This is a genomic window from Bradyrhizobium sp. 930_D9_N1_4 (genome assembly GCF_052076015.1).
Taxonomy (GTDB): domain Bacteria; phylum Pseudomonadota; class Alphaproteobacteria; order Rhizobiales; family Xanthobacteraceae; genus Bradyrhizobium.
The window spans coordinates 6929352-6953746 of record NZ_CP197236.1; the positions used below are offsets into that span (position 1 = coordinate 6929352).

At 64.8% G+C, this 24395-nt stretch carries 21 protein-coding genes and 1 other RNA gene; 14 read left to right on the forward strand and 8 right to left on the reverse strand.

Annotation, left to right across the window (positions count from 1 at the left end):
- Positions 1–2: 2 nt before the first annotated feature.
- Positions 3–1832: a DNA polymerase III subunit gamma/tau gene (locus tag AB7532_RS32960; protein WP_441238821.1), complete on the reverse strand. Its 1830-nt coding sequence runs from the start codon at positions 1830–1832 to the stop codon at positions 3–5.
- Positions 1833–1926: 94 nt separating this feature from the next.
- Positions 1927–2023: signal recognition particle sRNA small type (gene ffs, locus AB7532_RS32965), an RNA gene on the reverse strand.
- Between the two features lie 182 nt (positions 2024–2205).
- Between ffs and AB7532_RS32970 the strand changes: the two genes are divergently transcribed.
- From AB7532_RS32970 to AB7532_RS33020, 11 genes are all read left to right on the forward strand, one after another.
- Positions 2206–3060, forward strand: a complete 855-nt coding sequence (locus tag AB7532_RS32970) for a transporter substrate-binding domain-containing protein (RefSeq protein ID WP_441238822.1) — start codon at positions 2206–2208, stop codon at positions 3058–3060.
- 216 nt (positions 3061–3276) lie between these two features.
- The gene (locus tag AB7532_RS32975) at positions 3277–3939 is read left to right on the forward strand and encodes an amino acid ABC transporter permease (protein WP_441238823.1); all 663 of its coding nucleotides are present in this window, start codon (positions 3277–3279) and stop codon (positions 3937–3939) included.
- Positions 3936–4730, forward strand: a complete 795-nt coding sequence (locus tag AB7532_RS32980; RefSeq protein ID WP_441238824.1) for an amino acid ABC transporter ATP-binding protein — start codon at positions 3936–3938, stop codon at positions 4728–4730. The genes AB7532_RS32975 and AB7532_RS32980 overlap by 4 nt, the downstream gene beginning before the upstream one ends.
- Positions 4730–5485 (forward strand): SDR family NAD(P)-dependent oxidoreductase, encoded by a 756-nt coding sequence (locus tag AB7532_RS32985; protein WP_441238825.1) that lies wholly within the window; start codon positions 4730–4732, stop codon positions 5483–5485. The genes AB7532_RS32980 and AB7532_RS32985 overlap by 1 nt, the downstream gene beginning before the upstream one ends.
- The gene (locus AB7532_RS32990) at positions 5482–6609 is read left to right on the forward strand and encodes a muconate cycloisomerase family protein (RefSeq protein ID WP_441238826.1); all 1128 of its coding nucleotides are present in this window, start codon (positions 5482–5484) and stop codon (positions 6607–6609) included. Before AB7532_RS32985 ends, AB7532_RS32990 begins: the two co-directional genes overlap by 4 nt.
- A 257-nt stretch (positions 6610–6866) precedes the next feature.
- Positions 6867–7286, forward strand: a complete 420-nt coding sequence (locus tag AB7532_RS32995; RefSeq protein ID WP_441238827.1) for an HIT domain-containing protein — start codon at positions 6867–6869, stop codon at positions 7284–7286.
- 11 nt (positions 7287–7297) lie between these two features.
- On the forward strand, positions 7298–8236 hold the full coding sequence (gene nudC, locus AB7532_RS33000) for an NAD(+) diphosphatase (protein WP_441238828.1): 939 nt from the start codon (positions 7298–7300) through the stop codon (positions 8234–8236).
- Between the two features lie 6 nt (positions 8237–8242).
- A complete protein-coding gene (locus AB7532_RS33005) occupies positions 8243–9166 on the forward strand; it encodes a sugar kinase (protein WP_441238829.1) in 924 nt (307 codons plus the stop codon).
- Positions 9167–9263: 97 nt separating this feature from the next.
- Entirely contained in the window at positions 9264–9773 is a 510-nt protein-coding gene (locus AB7532_RS33010) for an Lrp/AsnC family transcriptional regulator (protein WP_441238830.1), read from the forward strand.
- Between the two features lie 195 nt (positions 9774–9968).
- On the forward strand, positions 9969–10241 hold the full coding sequence (locus AB7532_RS33015) for a hypothetical protein (RefSeq protein WP_441238831.1): 273 nt from the start codon (positions 9969–9971) through the stop codon (positions 10239–10241).
- A 16-nt stretch (positions 10242–10257) separates the two neighbouring features.
- A complete protein-coding gene (locus AB7532_RS33020) occupies positions 10258–11727 on the forward strand; it encodes a methyl-accepting chemotaxis protein (protein WP_441238832.1) in 1470 nt (489 codons plus the stop codon).
- Positions 11728–11873: 146 nt separating this feature from the next.
- Here the strand turns inward: AB7532_RS33020 and AB7532_RS33025 are convergent, their stop codons facing one another.
- The 4 genes from AB7532_RS33025 to AB7532_RS33040 form a co-directional block, all read right to left on the reverse strand.
- Entirely contained in the window at positions 11874–13373 is a 1500-nt protein-coding gene (locus tag AB7532_RS33025; RefSeq protein ID WP_441238833.1) for a phosphomannomutase/phosphoglucomutase, read from the reverse strand.
- A gap of 154 nt (positions 13374–13527) precedes the next feature.
- The gene (locus tag AB7532_RS33030; RefSeq protein WP_441238834.1) at positions 13528–13902 is read right to left on the reverse strand and encodes a HepT-like ribonuclease domain-containing protein; all 375 of its coding nucleotides are present in this window, start codon (positions 13900–13902) and stop codon (positions 13528–13530) included.
- The gene (locus tag AB7532_RS33035) at positions 13859–14089 is read right to left on the reverse strand and encodes a nucleotidyltransferase family protein (RefSeq protein ID WP_441238835.1); all 231 of its coding nucleotides are present in this window, start codon (positions 14087–14089) and stop codon (positions 13859–13861) included. The genes AB7532_RS33030 and AB7532_RS33035 overlap by 44 nt, the downstream gene beginning before the upstream one ends.
- Before the next feature lie 127 nt (positions 14090–14216).
- Positions 14217–14729, reverse strand: coding sequence for a TIGR02281 family clan AA aspartic protease (locus AB7532_RS33040; RefSeq protein ID WP_441238836.1), 513 nt, complete (start codon positions 14727–14729; stop codon positions 14217–14219).
- Between the two features lie 229 nt (positions 14730–14958).
- Between AB7532_RS33040 and AB7532_RS33045 the strand changes: the two genes are divergently transcribed.
- Positions 14959–15783 carry an IS5 family transposase gene (locus AB7532_RS33045; protein ID WP_441238837.1) on the forward strand — a complete coding sequence of 275 codons (825 nt, stop codon included), beginning with the start codon at positions 14959–14961 and terminating at the stop codon, positions 15781–15783.
- 134 nt (positions 15784–15917) lie between these two features.
- Here AB7532_RS33045 and hrpB read toward each other — a convergent pair whose 3' ends face one another.
- Complete coding sequence (hrpB, locus tag AB7532_RS33050; protein WP_441238838.1) at positions 15918–18392, reverse strand: ATP-dependent helicase HrpB; 2475 nt, start codon at positions 18390–18392, stop codon at positions 15918–15920.
- A 140-nt stretch (positions 18393–18532) separates the two neighbouring features.
- Positions 18533–19849: a UDP-glucose dehydrogenase family protein gene (locus tag AB7532_RS33055; RefSeq protein WP_441238839.1), complete on the reverse strand. Its 1317-nt coding sequence runs from the start codon at positions 19847–19849 to the stop codon at positions 18533–18535.
- 193 nt (positions 19850–20042) lie between these two features.
- On the opposite strand from AB7532_RS33055, the gene AB7532_RS33060 reads away from it, so the two are divergent.
- Together AB7532_RS33060 and polA are read left to right on the forward strand one after the other, a co-directional pair.
- A complete protein-coding gene (locus AB7532_RS33060) occupies positions 20043–21110 on the forward strand; it encodes an acyltransferase family protein (protein WP_441238840.1) in 1068 nt (355 codons plus the stop codon).
- Positions 21111–21304: 194 nt separating this feature from the next.
- On the forward strand, positions 21305–24337 hold the full coding sequence (gene polA / locus AB7532_RS33065; RefSeq protein ID WP_441238841.1) for a DNA polymerase I: 3033 nt from the start codon (positions 21305–21307) through the stop codon (positions 24335–24337).
- Positions 24338–24395 lie beyond the last annotated feature (58 nt).

Consider the following 24395-nt stretch of genomic DNA (forward strand, 5'->3'; position numbering starts at 1 on the left):
CTCTAGAGATCGTCGTCGCCGTCGGAACCGTCGGGCGGATCGTCGCTGCCGTAGTCGGCGTTAATATTGGCATCCGGCGTCTCGGGGGCAAGCCTGCGGACCTCGACGACCTTCGCACCGGGGAAGCGCGACAGCACCTCCTGCACGCGCGGATCGGCTTCGGCGGAACGCGCATGTTCCTGCTTCGCCGCTTGGTTCACCGAGCGCAGCGTCGGCTGGCCCTGTTCATTCGAGACGATCACGGTCCAGCGCCGGCCGGTCCACTGCTCGAACTTCCGCGCGAGGTCGGAGATCATCGTCTTGGAGGCGTTGGGCTCGAGCGCGACTTCCAGCCGGCCCTCCTCGAAACGGACGAGGCGCATGTCGCCTTCGAGCGCGCCCTTGGTCATGACGTCGCGCTTCTGGCCGGCCAGCGCGACGAGCTGGGTGAAGCTCGTGATGCGCAGCTGGGGCGGGACAGTTTGCGGGGTCGCTGCGGGCGCAGGCGCGGCCATCTGCGGCCGGGCGCCGCCGCCGAACGAAGACGGCGACGAGGTCGGCATGCGAACCGGCGCTGCGGACGCCATCGGTGCTGCCGGCGCGCTGCTGCGCGCGGCACCGCCGCCGCTCACGACCGGCGAGCCGCCGCCGTTCTGCTCCAGCATCCTGATGGCTTCGTCCGGGGTCGGCAGGTCGGCGACATAGGCGATGCGCACCAGCACCATCTCGGCGGCAGCAGCGGGGCGCGTCGCGGCCTGCACCTCGGTGATGCCCTTGAGCAGCATCTGCCACATCCGCGACAGCACGCGCATCGAGATTTTCGAGGCGAAATCCCGCGCGCGCACGCGCTCGGTCTCGCCATAGGCGACGTTGTCGGCGGTCGCCGGCACGATCTTCACGCGGGTGACGAAATTGACGAATTCGGCGAGATCCGACAGCACGACGATCGGATCGGCGCCGACGTCGTACTGGTCGCGGAACTCCTTGAAGGCGGACGCGATGTCGCCGCGCGCCAGCGAATCGAACAGGTCGATGACGCGCGTACGGTCGGCGAGCCCCAGCATCTGCCTGACGGCATCGGCTTTCACGTCGCCTGCGGCATGCGCGATCGCCTGGTCGAGCAGCGACAGCGAATCGCGCACCGAGCCTTCGGCGGCGCGCGCGATGATGCCGAGCGCTTCCGGCTCGATCTCGACGCTTTCCTTGGCGGCAATATTGGCGAGGTGCTTCATCAGCACATCGGCCTCGACCCGGCGCAAATCAAAACGCTGGCAGCGCGACAGGACGGTGACCGGAACCTTGCGGATCTCCGTCGTCGCGAACACGAATTTGGCGTGCTCCGGCGGCTCCTCCAGCGTCTTCAGGAACGCGTTGAACGCCGCCGTCGACAGCATGTGGACTTCGTCGATGATGTAGACCTTGTAGCGGGCGCTGGCCGGCGCATAGCGCACGCTGTCATTGATCTGGCGGACGTCGTCGACGCCGGTGTGCGAGGCCGCGTCCATCTCCAGCACGTCCATGTGCCGGCTTTCCATGATCGCCTGGCAATGCACGCCGAGCGTCGGCATGTGAATGGTCGGGCCCTTCACCGCGCCGTCCGGCATCTCGTAGTTGAGTGCACGGGCCAGAATGCGCGCAGTGGTGGTCTTGCCGACGCCGCGAACGCCGGTGAGGATCCAGGCTTGCGGAATGCGCCCGGTCTCGAACGCATTGGAGACGGTGCGAACCACCGCCTCCTGGCCGATCAGATCGTCGAACGAGGAAGGGCGGTATTTGCGCGCCAGCACCCGGTATGGCGCATGAGCGGCCTTGCCGGCGCTGTCGGGATTGGGAGGGGCGCCAGCGTCGGTCATCGGTCGATCCGCAATGAAATGTCTCTCGGCCGGCTTTGCGGAAAGGGGCGCGCTGGCGGGACATCCGCCGGCGCAATTCACTCGAAAAAAACAGGTAGGAGACTGACGAGCGACCCGATCCGGATCTCGTTAGGGCTGCTTCCTTCCGGACCTGACCCGATTGGCGAGTGGCTCGTCCACCGCCAATCTCCCGGTGCCTATTTGGGGCCAAAAGGGCGGGAAAGCAAGCGGGTATCAGCTCGAACAGCTTGATCTTGCCCAGCATCCGGGCAATCCCTGAGTTGCCCAGCCGATAGGCTGTGCTTTCGCTGCCGGGATCACCTTGCTAAGAACGCTGCCGGAACTCCATCAACCAGAAAAGCGATTGATCCCAATGGTTACACGTCGTGATGTTGCATCAATTGTCGGACTTGGCGCCATCGGCGCGGTCACCGCGAGCGCGCTGGCCTCTCCGGCCGTGGCCCAGGCAGCCGATCCCAACGAATCGACCTTCGCCCGCATCCGCCGCACCAAGAAGATGCGGATCGGCGCGGTCGGCGGCGGCGCGCCCTATTACATGAAGGATCTTTCCAGCGGCCAGTGGAAGGGTTTCTACATCGACATCGCCAAGGGGCTGGCCGACGACATGGAGGCCGAGCTCGAGATCACCGAGACCACCTGGGGCAATTCGGTGCTCGATCTCCAGTCCAACAAGATCGACATCTTCTTCGGCCTCAACCCGACCCCGAAGCGCGCGCTGGTGGTCGATTTCTCAGTGCCGGTGTTCAACAACGCCTTCGGCATCCTCTGCAAGAAGGATTTCAAGCCGAAGAGCTGGGCCGAGCTGAACTCGCCCGACGTCAAGATCGCGGTCGACCAGGGCTCCTCGCATGACCAGGTCGTCAGCCGCCTGACGCCGAAGGCGCAGATCTCGCGGCTGAAGACCGCCGACGACGCCACCGCCGCGCTGCAGACCGGCCGCGTCGACGCACAGTGCCTGATCACCATGCTGTCGCTGACCGTGCTGAAGAAGAACCCCTCGCTCGGCCAGTTCGTGCTGCCGACGCCGATCTTCGCCACCACCTCGAATGCCGGCTTCCGCCGCGAGAACGACAAGACCTTCCGCGACTACGTCAACACCTGGATCGACTTCAACAAGGGCCTCGGCTTCATCCGCAACGCGATCATCACCAACATGGAGCTGGTGGGCGTGACGGAAGCGGACATTCCGCCGGGCGTTTCGTTGTAAGTGATTGAGCGGCAGCGCATCGGCATTCTCGCTGCGCTCCCTCTCCCGCTTGCGGGAGAGGGTTGGGGTGAGGGTGTCTTCTCCAGGGAGACTCCCCAAGAGGAGAGAACCCTCACCCGTCGCTTCGCGCCGACCTCTCCCGCAAGCGGGAGAGGTGCACCGAACACGCGGCTCGAATTTTCCAAATCATCCCGCGACTGAGGTCCGGAAAAAAATATGTATCAGTGGGACTTCGGCATTCTCTGGAGCTATCGCTGGCTCTTTCTCAACGGGCTCGGCGTCACCGTCGGCTTCACCGTGGTCATCGTCGTGCTCGGACTGGTGTTCGGCCTGTTCGGCGCGTTCGGCAGCCTGTCGCGCTTCAAGGCGGTGCGCCTTCTCGCCCTCACCTTCATTGAGGCGTTTCGCTGTACGCCGATCCTGGTGCAGCTGATCTGGTTCTATTACGCGCTGCCGATCCTGGCCGGCATCGACATGACGCCGATCACGGCTTCGGCGCTGGCGCTGTCGCTCTATGGCGGCTCCTTCTATTCCGAGATCATCCGCGGCGGCATCATCTCGATCGACAAGGGCCAGTCGGAAGCCGGTGCTGCGCTCGGCATGACACCGGGCCAGAGCATGCGCCGCATCGTGCTGCCGCAGGCGATCAAGCGCATGATCCCTGCGCTGATGAACCAGTCGATCATCCAGTTCAAGAACACCTCGCTGGTCTCGGTGCTGGCGGTGCCCGACCTCGTCTATCAGAGCCAGGTCGCCGCCCATGACAGCTACCGGCCGCTGGAGACCTACACCGCGGTCGCGGTCGCCTATGCGGCGATCCTGATTCCGCTCACCATCATCGTCCGCCGCGGCGAGAAGCGACTGGCGGTCAGCGAATGAGCGAGACGTCGAAAATCGAGATCCGCAGCCTGCGCAAGAGCTTTGGCAGCAACGAGGTCCTCAAGAGCATCAGTCTCGACGTCGCCAAGGGCGGCGTGGTTGCACTGATCGGGCCATCAGGCTCCGGCAAATCGACGCTGCTTCGTTGCATCAATCTGCTGGTCGTGCCGGACGGCGGCAGCGTCCGCGTCGGCGACACCAGCTTTTCATTCGGCGACGGCGCCAGACTGCCGGACGCGAAGACGCTGGCCAAATTCCGCGCCACCACCGGCATGGTGTTTCAGCACTTCAACCTGTTCCCGCACATGACCACGCTCCAGAACGTGATGGAGGGGCCGGTCACGGTGCGGCGCATGGCCAAGGCCGATGCCGAAAAACTCGCGCGGGCGCAGCTTGCCAAGGTGGGCCTTGCGGAGAAGGCCGACCAATATCCAGCGACCTTGTCCGGAGGCCAGAAGCAGCGCGTCGCGATCGCACGCGCGCTGGCGATGGAGCCGGATGTGATGCTGTTCGATGAGGCGACCTCCGCGCTCGACCCTGAACTCGTCGGCGAGGTGTTGAACGTGATCCAGCAACTGGCGTCGGAGGGCATGACCATGGTGATCGTGACCCACGAGATCGCCTTCGCCCGCGAAGTCGCCGACCGTCTCATCTTCATGCGCGACGGAATCGTCGTCGAGGAAGGTCCCGCGCGGCAGGTCATCGACCATCCGCAGGAAGCCGCCACGCGCGCCTTCCTCAGCCATTTCCACCGCACCGGCGCCTTGCCGCCGGCCAACGCAACACCGTGATGCCTGATATCAACCGTGTCTATCTCGTCACCGGTGCCGCCAGCGGCATCGGCCGCGCCACCGCAAAACTGCTTGCGGCGCCGGGCGTTGCCCTGCTGCTGCACACGCGCTCGAACACAGAAGGCCTCGACGCCACGGCCGCGGAAGCGGAAGCGCAAGGTGCTGCGGTCGCAAAATGTCTCGGCGACCTCGCCGCGGAAGCGGCCGTCACCGATGCCGTCGCCGCCACGCAACGCGCCTTCGGCCGGCTCGACGGATTGATCCTGGTCGGCGGCCATGCCCGCCGCGGCAGCGCGATCGGCACACCGGCGGACGAGTTCCGCAAGGCGATGGATGAGTCTGCGCTGGCGTTCACGCGGCTGGTCGAGGCTGCTCTCCCGCTGCTGCGGACCGGACATGATGCACGGATCGTCGCGGTGTCATCCTTCGTCGCACATGCGATCCGGCCCGAATTCGCGCCCTTCGCGGCGACGGCCGCAAGCCGCTCTGCGCTGGAAGCGCTGGTGCGGCTCACCGCAATCGAACTTGCGAAAGACGGCATCACCGTCAATGCGGTGTCGCCCGGCCTCATCATCAAGGACAGACCGAGCGAAAGCCGACTGTCGCCCGACCAGATCGCCGCGACCGAGGCGCTGATCCCGATGCGCCGCCGCGGCCGGCCGGACGAAGTCGCCGAGATCATCGCCTTTCTGGCGTCACCCAAAGCATCCTACGTCACCGGCCAGGTCTGGCACGTCAATGGAGGCCTGACATGACCGAAGCGACCATCGAACGTCTCCGCCTGTTCCTGATCGAGAGCCCGATCAAGATGGCGCGCCTGCAGGGCGTCGGCAACGTCAAGGGCACGGTGAAACGCGTGCTGATCGAGCTGACGTTGAGCGACGGCATCATCGGCTGGGGCGAAGCGGCGCCGTGGGAGGTCTTTACGGGAACGCCGGAAGCGGCATTCTCCGCGCTCGACATTTACTTGAGGCCAATCGTGCTCGGCAAACCCGTGCGCCGCATCCGCGCGCTGATGGCCGAGCTCGATCGCGCGCTGGTCGGCCATGCCGAAGCCAAGGTCGCCATCGAAATGGCGATGCTCGACATCGTCGGAAAATCATCCGGCTTGTCCGTCGCCGACCTCCTCGGCGGCCGCGTGCGCGACACCATTCCGTTATCGTTCTCCATCGCCGACCCGGATTTTTCCGCCGATCTCGAGCGCATGCGAAAGATGGTTCCTGAAGGTAACGTCATCTACAAGGTCAAGACCGGTGTGAAGCCGCATCGCGAGGACCTCGACCATCTCGAGGCGATCCGGAAAGAGTTCGGCGACAAGGTCGATCTGCGCGTCGACTACAACCAGGCCTTGGCGCCATTCGGTGCCATCAAGATCCTGCGCGATGTCGAGGAATTTTCGCCGACCTTCATCGAGCAACCGGTGCCGCGCAAATATCTCGACGTGATGGCGCAGCTCACCGCGGCGCTGGAAACGCCTGTTCTCGCCGACGAAAGCTGTTTTGACCGCCGCGACATGATGGAGGTGGTGCGGCGCGAGGCGGCCGACGCCGTCTCGATCAAGCTGATGAAAGCCGGCGGCCTGTTCGAGGCGCAGGCGATCATGGCGATCGCCGACATCGCCGGCCTGCCCGGCTATGGCGGCACGCTGTGGGAGGGCGGCATTGGGCTCGCCGCCGGCACCCAGCTGATCGCGGCCACACCGGGCATTTCGCTCGGCTGCGAATTCTACATGCCGCATCACGTGCTGACCGAGGATGTGCTGGAAGAGCGCGTCGCCAACCGCGCCGGTCATGTCGTGGTGCCGGACGGCCCGGGGCTGGGGATACGTGTGAGCGAGGCGTCCATCCGCGCCAACGCACGGGTGCTGGCGGAGGCGTAGGAAGACGCCGGCACTGCTACAAACTCGGTCGTCGTCCCGGCGAAGGCCGGGACCCATAACCCCAGGAAAGGGTTATGACGCGAGCTGATAACCACGAGTCTTCGCCAAATTTCTCCCTGTGGTTATGGGTCCCGGCCTTCGCCGGGACGACAGCAGAGCATGCGGGACCTGCGGAGCCCTAATCTTCCCCTCAGGGAATCCCTATCGTATGGTCCGGCCAAACACGCCCGACCCCATCGGGCATTCCGGAAACGCATATGTCCGATCCCGCCTGGTCGCTGCACTCCCGCCTGAAAGAGGACACCATCGACATCGGCGATTTGCCGCTGTCGAAGGTGCTGGTCATCAAGGACGCTCATTATCCCTGGCTGCTGCTGGTGCCGCGGCGCGCCGATGCCGTCGAGATCATCGATCTCGATGAGGTGCAGCAGGCACAGCTCATGACGGAGATCTCCCGCGTCTCGCGCGCGCTGAAGGAGATCACCCAATGCGACAAGCTCAATGTCGCCGCGCTCGGCAACCTCGTGCCGCAGCTTCACGTCCACATCATCGCGCGCCGCACCGGCGACGCCGCATGGCCGCGCCCGGTCTGGGGCGTGATGCCGCCTCTGCCGCACGACGCCACCGAGGTACAGACTTTCATCAGCGCGCTTCGCCGAAAAATCTGGTTGGGTTGAAAGAACAAGACATGTCAGCATTCGACTCGTTTCCGCTGGGACAGCCGGCCTTCGTCACCGATGTCCTCGATCGCGCCGCGCATCTGCGCCGCGACGACGAAAAGCTGTTTGCGATGGAACAGAAGCCTTCGTCGCGCGCCTATGTGGTCTACCGCGACTCGCTGCTGGTGAAGCGCGAGGGCGACAAGGCGCGCGCGTTGCTCTCGATCGACGAAGCGACCAGGTGCGGCGCCAACCCCGGCACGATCTTCCTTGGCTTGCGCGACGGCGCGGCGGTGTTCGGCATGGGCATGCCGCAGGCGGCAGCCGAAAAGCTGATCGGCCGCGAGGATTATGCCGTCACCGAGTTGCGCGGCATGGCGATGCAAGGCGCGATCCCGCCGCAAGAACTCTCGGCGATCGCAATGGCGAAGTCGATGGTGGGCTGGCATCAGCGCCATGGCTATTGCGCCAATTGCGGCACCCGCAGCGCGATGAAGGAAGGCGGCTGGAAGCGCGAATGCCCGAGCTGCAAGGCCGAGCATTTTCCGCGCACCGACCCTGTCGTGATCATGCATGTCGCCTCCGGCGAAAAGTGCCTGCTCGGCCGCCAGAAGCAGTTTCCGCCGGGCATGTATTCCTGCCTCGCGGGGTTCGTCGAAGCTGCCGAGACCATCGAGGACGCGGTGCGCCGCGAGATCCTCGAGGAATCCGGCATCCGCTGCACCGACGTGCAGTATTACATGACACAGCCCTGGCCCTATCCGTCGTCGCTGATGATCGGCTGTAGCGCGCGGGCCGTGAGCGAGGACATCGTCGTCGATCATTCCGAGCTGGAAGATGCGCGCTGGTTCACGCGCGGAGAGGCGGCTCTGATGCTGACGCGGACGCATCCGGACGGGCTCGCGGGCCCGCATCCGTTTGCGATTGCGCATCATCTGCTCGGCCGCTGGGTGCACGACAAGAGCTGATCGCCGATGGCGCTATCCGGGACCGCGCCGCGTATCCTCTGCATCGGCATTCCCGTGCGCGACCTCACCTTTCGCGTCGAGGCCGTGCCCGCGCGCGGCAGCAAGGCCAACGCCACGCATCTCGCGGAGATCTGCGGCGGCAACGCGCTCAATGCCGCGATTGCCGTCGCGCGGCTCGGCGGCCGCGTCTCTTTCGCGGGGCCGATGGGCGACGCGAGCGAGACGTCGAGCGGCTTCATTCTCGATCGGATGGCCGCGGAAGGCATCGAGACCTCGCATATCGTCCGCATGCCTGACACGACCACGCCCGTTTCTGCGATCATCATCGACGCGACCGGCGAACGGACGCTGACCATCTATCGTGATCCCGCGCTGTGGACGGTGAAGCTGCCCGCCCCCGACGTGCTGCTCGCCGATTGTCGCGCGGTCCTCGTCGAGAGCCGCTGCGGCACCTTCTGCATCGATCTCTGCATTGAAGCACGCCGGCGCGGCATTCCCGTCATCGTCGGCGTCGATCGCGCGATGTCGTTGCAGGATGGTTTGCTTACCGCCGCCTCGCATTTGCTGTTTTCGAGCGAGCAGGTGCAGGAGACCGCCGGCATGCCTGAGGACGGCGAAGCGCTGAGACATCTGGCCACGCTGACGCCTGCCTTTCTCGCCGCCACCCGCGGCCCGCGCGGCACGATCTGGCTGAACGAGACGGGCGGGCTGGAGGAGACGGCGGCCTTCCCGGTCGAGGCGGTCGATACGCTCGGCGCCGGCGACGTTTTCCATGGCGCCTTCACGCTTCGGCTCGCCGAAGGCGGCGGGGTGCCGGAGGCGCTGCAATTCGCCGCGGCCGCCGCAGCCCTGAAATGCACACGCCATGGCGGCGGCCAAGCCGCGCCACAACGCATTGAAGTTGAAGGGTTTTTGCAGAATCGGCTTTAGAGGCATTCTGCACGCACGCCGAGATTATGGACTTGCGATAGAAGATTTTCCTCTATATCAGGGAAATCAGCCCTCATATTGGAACAAAGTTCTTCAAATGACCGATGTCGCTGTCCAACTCCCCGAGACCAGCCGCCGCCTCGATGCCATCGACCGCAAGATCCTGATGGTGCTCCAGGAAGATGCCTCCCTGTCCGTCGCCGAGATCGGCGACCGGGTCGGCCTGTCCTCGACCCCCTGCTGGAAGCGTATCCAGCGCCTGGAGGCCGATGGCGTGATCATCAAGCGGGTCGCGCTGGTCGACCAGAACAAGATCGGTCTCGGCATCTCCGTGTTCGTCTCGGTCGAGAGCGCGGATCATTCCGACGCCTGGCTGAAGAAGTTCGCCGATGCCGTCAGCGCCATGCCCGAGGTGATGGAGTTTTACCGCATGGCCGGCGACGTCGATTACATGCTGCGCGTCGTGGTCGCGGACATGCAGGCCTACGACATCTTCTACAAGAAGCTGATCAGCGCCGTGCCGCTGAAGAACGTCACCTCGCGCTTCGCGATGGAGAAGATCAAGTCGGTCACCGCACTGCCGATCCCGGCGGTGGTCGCGGCGTAGGCCGCCTCGGCTCAACCCGCATGACATGAGGTCGGCGGCAGATCGCCGCTGATCTCCGTGTGCCTCTCGCCCGGTCCGGTAGCTCGGTAAGGAAGCATTTACCAAGAATTAGCTTCGCTCGCCTATCCTCGCGGCATGGAGGGGAGAACAGCGATTCCGTCCCGGCGGTGGCCCGCCTGGGCGAATGCGACGGCATTGCTGGTCGCAGGCTGGATCGCACTGGCAATCCTCACCTTACAGGTTCGTCCGGGCGCGACGATTGTCGCAGTTGTGTTTCCGCCCTGGTGGAGCACGCAGCAGGTGTTTCAGGCTGCGGGATCCGCACAGGCGGCGATCGTCGGGGCAACTGCCCTTCCCACCCTTCTCGTCGTCCGCCCTGATGACCATGACGGACTGACCCGCCTGCATGACGCCGGCGCCTGGTTCGTCATGGACGCGCAAGCGGTGTCAGCATGCTTTGGCAAATAGTTCCGGGGATGACGAAATGACGGTCGAGAACGACGGACTGGAATCGCTACGCCAGACCACCAGCAAGATCCTCGCCGCGGTGCTCTGGCTGCATGTGCCGATCAGCGTGATCGTCGGCCTTGCGCTCGGCAAGCCCTGGCTCGTCCCCGCAATGTTCATGGCGATCTTCGCGCTCGCGGCGACCCTGTCGTGGCGCATGTCGGGCAACGGCCTCTCCACGCGCCTCGTATTCTCGGTCGCGCTGATGAGCGGCGTGTCGATGTTCACCTGGCAGTTCGAGGGAAACCCCTGGCAGATCGACATGCACATGTACTTCTTCGCGGCGCTGGCGTGCATCGTCGCCTATTGCGACTATCGTGCGATCGCCGCAGCGACAATTGCGGTGGCGCTGCATCACATCGCGCTGAACTTCCTGCTGCCCGCGGCGATCTATCCCGGCGGCTCTGATTTCGGGCGCGTCGTGCTCCACGCAGTGATCCTGCTGATCGAGGCCGGCGTGCTGATCGCGCTGGCGCACAAGCTCCAGGAGCTGTTCGAGACCACCGCCGTGAAGACGGTGGAGGCACAGGCCGCGATGGCGGCGGAAGCGCGCGCCAACAGCGAGCGCAGCGAAATCGAACAGCGCGCCAAGCAGGATCGCGAAGCCGCCAAGCAGCGGCTCGCCAGCAATTTCGAGCGCAGCATCGGCGGCATCGTGCAGGCCGTGGCGGTTGCCGCGAGCGAAGTGCAGCAGCTGTCGTCGGCGATGAGCAGCAACAGCGCCGACACCGCGCGCCGGACCGGTGCGGCGGCCGCTGCGTCGAACCAGGCCTCGAACAATGTCGAGACGGTTGCGGCTGCGACCGAGGAGCTCACCGCGTCCGTCAGCAGCATCACGCAACAGGTCGCCCGCTCCGCTCAAATCGCGGCCAGGGCCGCGGACGAAGCCCGCCGCACCAATCAGGTGGTCGAGGGCCTCGCCAGCGGCACGCAGAAGATCGGCGAAGTCGTCACCCTCATTCAGAACATCGCGAGCCAGACCAATCTGCTCGCGCTGAACGCCACCATCGAAGCGGCCCGCGCCGGCGAACATGGCAGGGGATTCGCGGTGGTCGCGAGCGAAGTGAAGGCGCTGGCGAACCAGACCGCGAAAGCCACCGAGGAGATCTCGGCGCAGGTGCAGACCATCCAGAGCGCGACCGGCGATGCCGTCAATGCCATCCAGGCGATTGGAGCTACGATCGCCGAGATCGACGACATCTCCGGGCAGATCTCGACCGCGGTCGATCAGCAGGGCCTCGCCACGCGCGAGATCGCGGGCAGCCTGCAACAGGCCGCCACCGGCACCCGCGAGGTCAACGACAACATCGCGAGCGTCAGCAAGGCGTCCGACGAAGCGGGCACCGTCTCCTCGAAGATGCACCAGGCCGCCGCCGGACTGTCATCGCAGTCGGAACGGCTCAAGGCAGAGGTCAACGGTTTCCTGGGCTCGCTGCGGACGGCGTGAGACGTCGCATAGACGCCTGTCATCGCCCGGCTTGATCGGGCGATCCAGTACGCCGCGGCTTCTCCACATCCCACTCACATCTCTGGAATACTGGATCACCCGCTTTCGCGGGTGATGACAGCTGTGGATACGGCGAGCGCCGTTGCTCAGATCGTCTGATTGTACGCACCAACCTCGGGATGGGTACGCAGCACGCTGTTTACCATCTCGAACATGTCGTGCATGCGCTGCTCGGCGACCGGGCTCTCGACCACGACCACGAGCTCGGGCTTGTTGGAGGAGGCGCGCACCAAGCCCCAGCTGCCGTCCTCGACCGTGACCCGCACGCCGTTGACGGTGACGAGATCGCGGATCGCCTGACCGCCGATCTTGGCGCCCTTCGCCTGCAGATCCTCGAAGTGCTTCACGACCTTGTCGATGACGCCGTATTTCACCTCGTCGGCGCAGTGCGGCGACATGGTCGGCGACGACCAGGTCTTCGGCAGCGCGTCCTTCAAATCGGCCATCGACTTGCCCGGCGCGCGGTCGAGCATGTCGCAGATCGCGATCGCCGAGACGAGGCCGTCGTCATAGCCGCGTCCATACGGCTTGTTGAAGAAGAAGTGGCCGGACTTCTCGAAGCCCGCGAGCGCGCCGGTCTCGTGGGTGCGGCGCTTCATGTAGGAATGGCCGGTCTTCCAGTAGGCAACCTTCGCGCCCTGTTTCTGGAGCACGGGATCGGTGACGAACAGACCTGTCGACTTCACGTCGACGATGAACTGCGCGTCCTTGTGGATCGCCGACATGTCGCGCGCCAGCATCACGCCGACCTTGTCGGCGAAGATCTCCTCGCCGGTGTTGTCGACGACACCGCAGCGATCGCCGTCACCGTCGAAGCCGAGGCCGACATCGGCCTTGTGATGCAGCACGGCATCGCGGATCGCGTGCAGCATCTCCATGTCTTCAGGGTTCGGATTGTATTTCGGAAAGGTGTGGTCGAGCTCGGTGTCGAGCGGGATCACCTCGCAGCCGATCGCTTCCAGCACCTGCGGCGCAAACGCGCCGGCGGTGCCGTTGCCGCAGGCCGCGACGACCTTGAGCTTGCGCTTGAGCTTCGGGCGATTGGTGAGATCGGCGATGTAGCGCGCCGGATAGTTCTCGTGGAACTGGTAGGAGCCGCCGGCCTTGTTCCTGAAATCGGCGTTGAGCACGATCTCCTTCAGCCGCGTCATCTCGTCGGGGCCGAAGGTGAGAGGGCGGTTGGCGCCCATCTTCACGCCGGTCCAGCCATTGTCGTTGTGCGAGGCCGTAACCATGGCGCAGCAGGGCACGTCGAGGTCGAACTGCGCGAAATAAGCCATCGGCGTCACCGCGAGCCCGATGTCGTGCACCTTGCAACCGGCCGCCATCAGGCCGGAGATCAGCGCGTATTTGATCGAGGCCGAATAGCCGCGGAAATCGTGGCCGGTGACGATTTCCTGCTTGACGCCGAGCTCGGCAATCAGCGCGCCCAGCCCCATGCCGAGCGCCTGGATTCCCATCAGGTTGATTTCCTTCTGGAACAACCAGCGCGCGTCGTATTCGCGAAAGCCCGTGGCCTTCACCATCGGCTCGGATTCGAAGGCGTAGGTGTTGGGCAACAATACGGATTTCGGCTTGGGAAACATTGAGACGGTCTCGTGAAATGGCGGGAATTGATGCAGCCTTAGCGAATGCCGGGCCGCAGCGGAAGGCGGGATTGGCGCCTTATGGATGATAATTGCGGCAGTTTGGTAACGGGGCCGGAGCGTTGAGCGGGACCTGCATTTCTGGCCAGATCGGCTATGGGCGTGCCGTCTCATTTTCGACGACTGCCCTGAGAGGTGGGAGGGCCTGTTGTACGGTCTCCCACACAAGATGGGCTGCAACGTCCTCATAATTGTGACGATAGACATTCCCCGCCGCAGCCATCTGCCTCCATGCGATGGCCGGGTGCCTCGCCTTCAGTTCCTCTGGCAGGCGCCGAGATGCTTCTGAAATGATCTCCAGACACCGCGTCACGGCATAGACCGCCCGCAAGTCCGCCGCGAACGACTCGCGATCGAGGCCGCCGGCGAACTCGGTCGCCAAATCGATGTGATGCAAGATGTCTCGCAGAATCCCGTCGATACGATCAGAAGGCATAGACAGCGTCGGCTGTCGCAGCCGGAGCGACATATGATTTCAGACCGTCACGATTGACGACGTCAACCGGCTCATCGAAGAGGCCGGAAATGTATTCCTTGAGCTCGACGTAGTCGAAGACCGTGATCCGGGCATCCGGATCGATCTCGACCATGATATCGACATCGCTGCCGGCGTGATTTTCACCCCTCGCGACCGAGCCGAACAACGCAGCGTGCAAAACGCCCCGCTCGCGAAGGGCAGGCTCGGATTGTCGCAGGATCGCTATCGCATCGGGGCCTGTCATGGGCGGAATATAGCACCCCGTTTGCCTCGACGGGAGGCCCCACAGGTGCGCTAGAGCGAACTTACTGCTCCAGCACCATCTGGCCGTTGGCGTACTCAAAACGCTTGAGGCGGGACAAGAAGGACAGGCCGAGCAGGTTCTCGGACAGCGCCTCGTCCGGCAGCACCATGGCGTCGACGTCGCGCACGACGATGCCGCCGACTTCCAGCATGGCGATGCGGGTGCGCGCGGCCTTGATGGTGCCGTTGGCGGTAGAGACGGTCGCGTTGTAGTCGCTGCGCGAGGGACGCAGGCCGAAACGCGCGGCCGAGGTCTCGTTCAGCGCAACGACGGACGCGCCGGTGTCGATCATGAAGCCGATGCGCTGACCGTCGACGCGGCCTTCGGCCTGGAAGTGCCCGCGGCCATCGCGGGGGATGCTGAGGCTGCGGCCGCCGGCGGGTGCGGTGGCCGCAACCGCGACCGTCGTGCGCGGCACTGACGTGGCGGACGCGGAGCTCATCTTGTCTGCCATCTGCGCCATGAAGGTACCGAGACCGATCATGACGGCCGCGATGATCATAATGTTACGCATCACACCACTTCCGAGCCGGAAAGCCCGATTTCACCACGCGACAGGCCCGGCCGCGAGCTATGCCGCGGTGAGAGCGATGCTATTTTGACGAAAAGGATGAGCGAACGGTTAATGGGGTGGGCTCGCAACTACTCCAAGTCCTCATCCTGAGAGCCTGACCGAAAAAGAGTGAGCGGCTTTGGCGGGCTTGTGATTCCTTCGGATTTGCAAAGATTCGAGGGAGGACACCATGCCGTGGACCAAAGCCGCTCGTAATCAGTATCAGCGCAGTGGACTGCGTTACGCAAGCGATCTGACCGATGCCGAATGGGCGCTGATCGCCCGGAAGATGCCGCGCCGACGCCGATTGGGCCGGCCGCGCGAGGTCGATTTACGCGAGATCGTGCAGGCGATTTTCTATATTGCGTCGAGTGGCTGCCAATGGCGAGCCTTGCCCAAGGAGTTCCCGCCATACTCGACGGTGCAGAGCTATTTTTACGCTTGGCGCGACAGCGGCAGGTGGGACCGGATCGTTAGAATCCTTGTGCGGCAGGCACGGAAGAAGCTCGGCCATAAGCCAACGCCGACGGCTGCCGTCATCGACAGCCAAACGGCTTCGACAACGCAGGCCGGAGGGCCTCGTGGCTTCGATCCCGGCAAACGCCTGCATGGGCGCAAGCGGCACATCGTCACCGATACCAACGGCCTTCTGCTCGCGGCCCATGTCCATCCTGCGAACGTTCAGGATGTCCATGGCGCGGTCCCCTTGCTCAAGCACCTGCGAGACCGCTTCCCGGGGCTTCAGCATGTCTTTGCCGATCGGGTTTACCGCGGCAAACAGCTTACTAACGCGCTGACCCACTGTGGGCCATGGACAATCGAGATTGTCCAGCGACCACCGGGGGTCAAGGGCTTCCAGCTCTTGCCAAAACGCTGGGTGGTCGAACGGACCTTTGCATGGTGCGGTCGTTGCCGACGCCTCACCAGAGACTTCGAAGGCTCAGCCGCGACAGAGCTTGCCTGGCTTCTCGTTGCCCATCTCAGGCTGCTGACAAGGCGCCTCGCCGCGCCTTGAAAAGCTCGCCAACCTTTTTGAGTGAGGCTCTGAGGAGCCGCGAAGCGGCGTCTCGAAGGATGGCCGCACGTGAGCGCCGGGCCTGCATGGTTCGAGACGCGCGTTCCGCGCTCCTCACCATGAGAGTCTATTTTTTACGTCCCGCGCGGCTTGACCCGCCTGGTCGGCAGCGCGCTCGCGGGATCCTCCGGCCAGGGATGGCGCGGGTAACGGCCGCGCAGGTCGGAGCGCACCGCGGCGTAGCTGCCGCGCCAGAAACCGGGAAGATCGCGCGTCACCTGCACCGGGCGCTGTGCCGGCGACAGCAGTTCCAGCACCAACGGCACCCTGCCTGCAGCGACCGAAGGATGGGTGTTGAGGCCGAACAATTCCTGGAGCCGCACCGCGATGGTCGGCCCCTGCTCGGCTTCGTAGTCGATCGCGAGAATGGTGCCGGTCGGCGCCTCGAAATGGGTCGGCGCCTCGCGTTCGAGCCGCGCACGCATCTCCCACGGCAGCAGCGCCATCAGCGCATCGGAGAGATCGCCGGGAGAAATGTCCTTGAGCGCGATCTTGTCGTAGAGCGCAGGCACCAGCCAGTCGTCGCGCCGCGCGATCAATCCGTCATCTGTGAGATCAGGCCAACCGTCGCCTTCGGCCTTGCGCAGGAACATCACACGGTCGCGCCATTGCTTTGCTGCCTTCGACCAGGGCAGCCGGTCGAGGCCCGCCGCGATCAGCCCATCGGCAAAAATGCGCGCGGTCTCCTCCGAGGGCGACACGGCGAGGGTCGCCTCGGACAGCGTGATCGCGTGCAGTGCGCGCTTGCGCCGTGCGCGGAGCGCCATCGCGCCGCGATCAAAGGTGATCTCGTCCACGGTCTCGATATGCCCGGCGAAATGCCGCTCGATGTCGTCCTGCGAAATTTGTGCGGCGAGCAGGATGCGTCCGCTCGCGGCCGTCCCCGTCATTTCGCCGATCGCGATATAGGGCGCGCGGGCAAGCGACGATGTCTGTTCGACCGCAGCGCCGCGGCCATTGGCAAGGACAAAACTGCCATTACCACGATTGCGTGCGACGCGGTCCGGGAAGGCATAAGCGAGCATCAGGCCGGTGGAGAGATCATCCGGCTCGCCCGCTTTCTCCGAGGCCGCGACCTGCGAGGCCCAGCGCCGCGCCAGATCGCGCGCGCTGGCGGCGCGCGGCGAACGGTCGCGGCGGAACTGGTCGCGGCGATGCTCGAGATCGACACTGTCGCCACCGAGCCCGCGCTCGGTGATGATGGCCGCGATCTCGGCGGCGGCTTCGCCTTCGCCGACGCGATGCGAATCCACGATCATGCGCGCCAGCCGCGGCGGCAGCGCCAGCGCGCGCAGGCTCTTGCCTTCCGCGGTGATACGGCCGTCGCCGTCGAGCGCGTTGAGCTCGGAGAGCAGGCTCTTTGCTTCCTTCCACGCCGGCGCAGGCGGTGGATCGAGAAATGACAACGCAGAGGGATCGGCGACGCCCCATTGCGCGAGATCGAGCACCAGCGAGGACAGATCGGCGCTCAGGATTTCCGGCTGGGTGTAGGGCGCGAGCGAAGCCGTCTGCGGCTCGTCCCACAGACGATAGCAGACACCGGGCTCGGTGCGGCCGGCGCGGCCGCGACGCTGGTCCACCGCGGCGCGCGCGGCGCGCACGGTCTCGAGCCGGGTCAGGCCGATATCGGGCTCGTAGCGCGGCACGCGGGCGAGACCGGAATCGACGACAATCCGCACGCCTTCGATGGTGAGCGAGGTCTCGGCGATCGAGGTCGCCAACACCACCTTGCGCATGCCCTTGGGTGCGGGCGAGATGGCGCGATCCTGCACGGCGGCATCGAGCGCACCGAACAGCGGCACGATCTCGATACTGGCGTCCTGCACGCGCTCGCCGAGGAAATTCTGGGTGCGGCGGATTTCGGCGGCACCCGGCAGGAACGCCAGCACCGAACCGCTGTCGGCACGCAGCGCGGACGCGATCGCATCCGCCATCTGCCGCTCGATCGGCGCATCCGCCTTGCGGCCGAGATAACGCGTCTCGACTGGATAGGCGCGGCCCTCGCTCTCGACGACGGGCGCGTCGCCCAGCAGCTTTCCGACGCGCGCACCGTCAAGCGTCGCCGACATCACGAGGATGCGGAGATCCTCACGCAGGCCGGTTTGCGCATCCCGCGCCAGCGCAAGGCCCATGTCGGCATCGAGCGAGCGTTCGTGGAATTCGTCGAACAGGACGGCGGCAACGCCTGACAGTTCGGGATCGTCGAGAATCTGGCGGGTGAAGATACCTTCGGTCACGACCTCGATGCGCGTGGCACGCGAAATCTTCGAGCCGAACCGGACGCGGTAGCCGACGGTCTCGCCGGCGCGCTCGCCAAGCGATTTGGCCATGCGGTCGGCGCTGGCGCGCGCCGCGATCCGGCGCGGCTCCAGCACGATGATCTTCTTGCCTTTGACCCAGGGCGCATCGAGCAGCGCCAGCGGCACGCGCGTCGTCTTGCCGGCGCCTGGCGGGGCGACCAGCACGGCCGCGTTGTGCGCCTCCAGCGTGCGCGAGAGGTCGTCGAGCACGGCATCGATCGGGAGGGGCGTGTCGAAGTTGCGGGGCAAAGTCTCGATCCGTCATCACCGCCCTGTGCGCAATCGCGCACCGGGCAAATGATCCAGTGAACTCAGATCCTCGTTATCACGGGGATCACGGCGTACTGGATACCCCGCCTTCGCGGGGTATGACAATCGTGTGTCGGACGTCAGCCCTGCGCCGACGGGCGGCCGACGCTCTCGTAGGTGAAACCGGCTTCGCGCATGTCTTCGGGGCTGTAGATGTTGCGGAGGTCGACGACGACGGGCTGCGCCATGGTCGCCTTCAGCCGGTCGAGATCGAGGCCGCGGAACTGCACCCATTCGGTGACGACGACCAGCGCGTCGGCGCCTTGCGCGCAGGAATAGGCGTCTTCGCAGTAGGTGATGTTCGGCAGCTCGCTCTTCGCCTGTTCCATGCCGACGGGGTCGAAGGCCTTCACCTTCGCCCCCATGTCGATGAGGCCGGTGACGAGCGGGATCGACGGTGCATCGCGCATGTCGTCGGTGTCGGGCTTGAAGGTCAGGCCCAGCACGGCGATGGTCTTGCCGCGCAAGGAGCCGCCGAGCGCCTGGCTCACTTTACGCGCCATCGCGCGCTTGCGGTTCTCGTTGACCGCCAGCACGGATTCGACGATGCGCAAGGAGACGTCGTAGTCCTGCGCGATCTTGATCAGCGCCTTGGTGTCCTTCGGGAAGCACGAGCCGCCGAAGCCGGGGCCGGCATGCAAAAACTTCGTGCCGATGCGGTTGTCGAGGCCAATGCCGCGCGCGACTTCCTGGACGTTGGCGCCGACCTTTTCGGAGAGGTCCGCGATCTCGTTGATGAAGGTGATCTTGGTCGCGAGGAATGCGTTCGCGGCGTATTTGATCATCTCGGCGGTGCGGCGTTCCGTGAACATCAGCGGCGCCTGGTTCAGCGACAGCGGGCGGTAGATGTCGCCCATCACCTTGCGGCCGCGCTCGTCGGACGTGCCGACCACGACGCGGTCGGGAAACTTGAAGTCGCGGATCGCCGCGCCTTCGCGCAGGAATTCGGGATTGGAGGCGACGACGACGTCGGCCTTGGGATTGGTCTCGCGGATGATGCGCTCGACCTCGTCGCCGGTACCGACCGGGACGGTCGACTTCGTCACCACGACCGTGAAGCCGGACAGCGACTGCGCGATCTCCTTCGCGGCGGCGTAGACATAGGACAGATCGGCGTGACCGTCGCCGCGCCGCGAGGGCGTCCCGACCGCGATGAACACGGCATCGGCATCCGCAACCGGCTTCGAGAGGTCGGTGGTGAACTCCAGCCGCTTGGCTTTCACATTGGCTGCCACCAATTCGTCGAGGCCGGGCTCGTAGATCGGGATCTCGCCGCGATGGAGCGCTGCGATCTTCTTCTCGTCCTTGTCGACGCAGACGACGTCGTGACCGAAATCCGCAAAGCAGGCTCCGGACACCAGTCCCACATAGCCCGTTCCGATCATCGCGATTCGCATGGAAATCCCTGTTTTGGCTTGGTTAACGAAACCCCAATGCGGGGCGGTTTAGCATTTTCCCGACGAGAGGGAACCGTCCGCATGCAAAAACTGGCACACGAATTGTACCGGTAAAGAAATCGTAAACCGCAAGGCTCCACACTGCGCCACGCCCGCACAGAGCCGGGCGGAATGCGCCTCGAAACGAGACACCATGGCACCATCAGGCACAATCGCAGCAGGCGGACTTTCCAGGCCCCCTGCTGCCGCGCGTGTCGACTGGGTCGACTATGCCAAGGGCATCTGCATCGTCATGGTCGTGATGATGCATTCGGTGCTGGGGGTCGAGCTCGCCACCGGCGAGACCGGCTTCATGCATGTTCTGGTGGCCTTCGCAAAGCCGTTCCGGATGCCGGATTTCTTCCTGATTTCGGGCCTGTTCCTGCCGCTGGTGATCGATCGCGATTGGCGAACCTATCTCGACCGCAAGGTGGTGCATTTCGCCTATTTCTATGTCGTCTGGGTGACAATCCAGTTCGGCTTCAAGGCGCCGGCCTTCGCGGCGGAAACGAGCTGGCGCGACGCGGGCCTGTTGTATCTGGAATCCTTCGTCGAGCCGTTCGGCACGCTCTGGTTCATCTATCTTTTGCCGATCTTCTTCGTCGTCACAAAACTGACACGGCGCATGCCGCCGCTTGCGATCTGGCTGATCGCAGCCGCGCTGGAGACGGCACGCATCACGACCGGCTGGACCGCAATCGACGAATTTTGCGCCCGCTTCGTCTATTTCTATTCGGGCTATCTGTTCGCACCTTACGTGTTCGCGCTCTCGGATCGCGCACGCACTCATCCCGCGCTGGCGCTTGTTGCGCTCGCAGCGTGGGCGTTGATCAATGCCGGGCTCGTTTGGCTTGGCGTCAGCGAATGGAAGATCGTGTCACTCGTGCTCGGCTTCGCCGGTGCCTGCGCCATCATCACGATGGGCACGCTGCTCGCGCGCGTGCAGTGGCTGAACGTCTTCCGCTTCTGCGGCGAGCATTCGATCGTGATCTATCTTGCCTTCTTCCTGCCGATGGCGGCGACGCGCACGCTGTTGCTGCACACCGGCATCATTCCCGATATCGGGGCGGTGTCGCTGATCGTCACGGTCGTCGGCGTGATCGGGGCGCTCGCGATCTGGCAGGCGGCGCTGCGGCTCGGCGGCAATTTCCTGTTCGAACGGCCGGATGCGTTCTGGATCGCGCCGAAGAAGGCTGGCGCGGTGTTGCAGGCGGCGGAGTAGCCGCGCTTTCGGTGTCGTCGCCCGGCTCGACCGGGCGACCCAGTACGCCGGGACGTCAGTGATTGGGTCGAGAGGCCGCGGCGTACTGGATTCCCCGCTTTCGCGGGGAATGACAGCGGGGGATAGCGGCAACAGGGCCCTAAAAAGTCGCCGTCTGAGGCTGTCAAAACCCGCAAAAATTCATACATTGCGGCATGCCCAAAACCTCCCCGAAGACCACCGCCGACGCCAAATCCGCCGCGACAGCTGCTGCCAAACCCGTCGCCGCCAAGGCGGCCGGCAAGGGCGACCACATCTTCCTGGTCGACGGTTCCGGCTACATCTTCCGCGCCTATCACGCGCTGCCGCCGCTGAACCGCAAGTCCGACGGTTTGCAGGTCAATGCCGTGCTCGGCTTCTGCAACATGTTGTGGAAGCTGCTCCGCGACATGCCCGCCGACAACCGGCCGACGCATCTCGCCATCGTGTTCGACAAGTCGGAGGTCACGTTCCGCAACAAGATCTATCCCGAATACAAGGCGCACCGGCCGCCGGCGCCTGACGATCTCATTCCGCAATTCGCGCTGATCCGCGAGGCCGTGCGCGCGTTCGACCTGCCCTGCCTCGAGCAAGGCGGGTTTGAGGCCGACGATCTCATTGCGACCTATGCGCGGCAGGCGAGCGACCGCGGCGCCACCACGACCATCGTGTCGTCCGACAAGGACCTGATGCAGCTCGTGAACGACAGGATCATGATGTACGACACCATGAAGGATCGCCGCATCGGCATCCCCGAGGTGATCGAGAAGTTCGGCGTGCCGCCCGAGAAGGTCGTCGAGGTGCAGGCGCTCGCAGGCGATTCCACCGACAACGTGCCCGGCGTGCCCGGCATCGGCATCAAGACCGCCGCGCAGCTGATCGTCGAATATGGCGACCTCGAGCAACTGCTGTTCCGCGCCACCGAGATCAAGCAGCCGAAGCGGCGCGAGGCGCTGATCGAGCATGCCGAGAAGGCGCGGATCTCCCGCCAGCTCGTGCTGCTCGACGACAAGGTCGCGCTGGACGTGCCGCTGGACGATCTCGCCGTCCACGAGCCCGATGCGCGCAAGCTGGTCGCCTTCCTGAAGGCGATGGAATTCACCACGCTGACGCGCCGCGTCGCCGATTATTCGCAGATCGACCCCGCCAATGTCGACGCCGACGCATCGAACAGCAGCGGCGCCAGGGCCGGAGGCGATGCAGCGAAGGCAAGATCGTCCGAGACATCAGGCGATCTGTTCGCCGCCCCCGCAGCTACTGCTACGGGCGGCGACAAGGGTGACAAGTCGGCGAGCCTCAAGGGCGCGCCGATCTCGCTCGCCGCCGCGCGCGAAGAGGCGCTGCGCAAGCTGCCGGTCGATCGCAGCAAGTACCAGGCGATCAAGTCGCTGAAGGAGCTCAATGCCTTCATCGCGCGCATCCATGACACCGGTCATGTCGCGATCGAGATCAAGGCCAACTCCATCGATCCGATGCAGGCCGATCTCTGCGGCATCGCGCTGGCGCTGGCGCCGAACGATGCCTGCTACGTGCCGCTCGCCCACAAGCAGTCCGGCGGCGGCGCCGGGCTGTTCGATGCCGGCCTTGCGCCCGATCAGGTCAAGCACGACGACGCCATCGAGGCGCTGCGGCCTGTACTGGAATCGGCGGGTGTCCTGAAGATCGGCTTCGACGTCAAATTCACCGCCGTGTTGCTGGCGCAGCACAACATCACGCTGCGCAACACCGACGATGCGAAACTGATCTCCTATGTGCTCGACGCGGGCCGCGGCTCGCAGGAGCTGGATTCGCTATCCGAGCGCTGGTTCGGCCACGCCATGCTGAAAGAGAACGAGCTGCTCGGCAGCGGCAAGGGCAAAATCACCTTCGACCAGGTGCCGATCGACAAGGCCGCGCCGCTGTCGGCGGAAGGCGCCGACATGGCGTTGCGCGTCTGGCGCGTGCTGAAGCCGCGCCTCGTCGCCGAGCACATGACGACCGTCTACGAGACGCTGGAGCGGCCACTGGTCCCCGTGCTCGCACGCATGGAGCGGCGCGGCATCTCGATCGACCGCCAGGTGCTGTCGCGGCTGTCCGGCGACTTCGCCCAGACCGCGGCGCGGGTCGAAGCCGAGATCCAGGAGATCGCGGGCGAGCCCGTCAATGTCGGCAGCCCCAAACAAATCGGCGACATCCTGTTCGGCAAGATGGGGCTATCAGGCGGCACCAAGACCAAGACCGGCGCCTGGTCCACGACCGCGCAGGTGCTCGACGAGCTCGCCGAGCAGGGCCACGATCTCCCGAAGAAGATTCTGGAGTGGCGCCAGGTCTCGAAGCTGAAATCGACCTACACCGACGCGCTCCCGACCTATGTTCATCCGCAGACTCATCGCGTCCACACGACCTACGCGCTGGCCGCGACCACCACGGGCCGGCTGTCGTCGAACGAGCCGAATTTGCAGAACATTCCTGTTCGTACCGAGGATGGCCGCAAGATCCGCCGCGCCTTCATTGCAACGCCCGGGCACAAGCTCGTCTCCGCTGACTATTCGCAGATCGAATTGCGGCTGCTGGCGGAGATCGCCGACATCCCCGTGCTGAAGCAGGCATTCAAGGACGGACTCGACATCCACGCCATGACCGCATCGGAAATGTTCGGCGTGCCGATCGAGGGCATGCCGAGCGAAATCCGCCGCCGCGCCAAGGCGATCAATTTCGGCATCATCTACGGCATCTCCGCGTTCGGCCTCGCCAACCAGCTCGGCATCGCGCGCGAGGAAGCCTCCGCCTACATCAAGAAATATTTCGAGCGCTTCCCCGGCATCCGCGCCTACATGGACGAGACGCGCGATTTCTGCCGGAGCCACGGCTATGTCACCACGCTGTTCGGCCGAAAGATGCATTATCCCGACATCAAGGCGTCCAACGCCTCGGTGCGCGCGTTCAACGAACGCGCCGCGATCAACGCGCGACTTCAGGGCACCGCAGCCGACATCATCCGCCGCGCCATGACCCGGGTGGAGGATGCACTGGCCGCGAAAAAGCTCTCGGCGCAGATGCTGCTTCAGGTGCATGACGAATTGATCTTCGAGGTGCCGGACGCGGAGGTCGAGAAGACGCTGCCCGTCGTGCAGCACGTGATGCAGGATGCGCCGTTCCCGGCGGTGCTGCTGTCAGTGCCGCTGCATGTCGATGCGCGCGCGGCGAAGAACTGGGACGAGGCGCATTGATCTTTCCACCAGCACAGTGTCGTCCCTGCGAACGCAGGGACCCATAACCACAGGATCG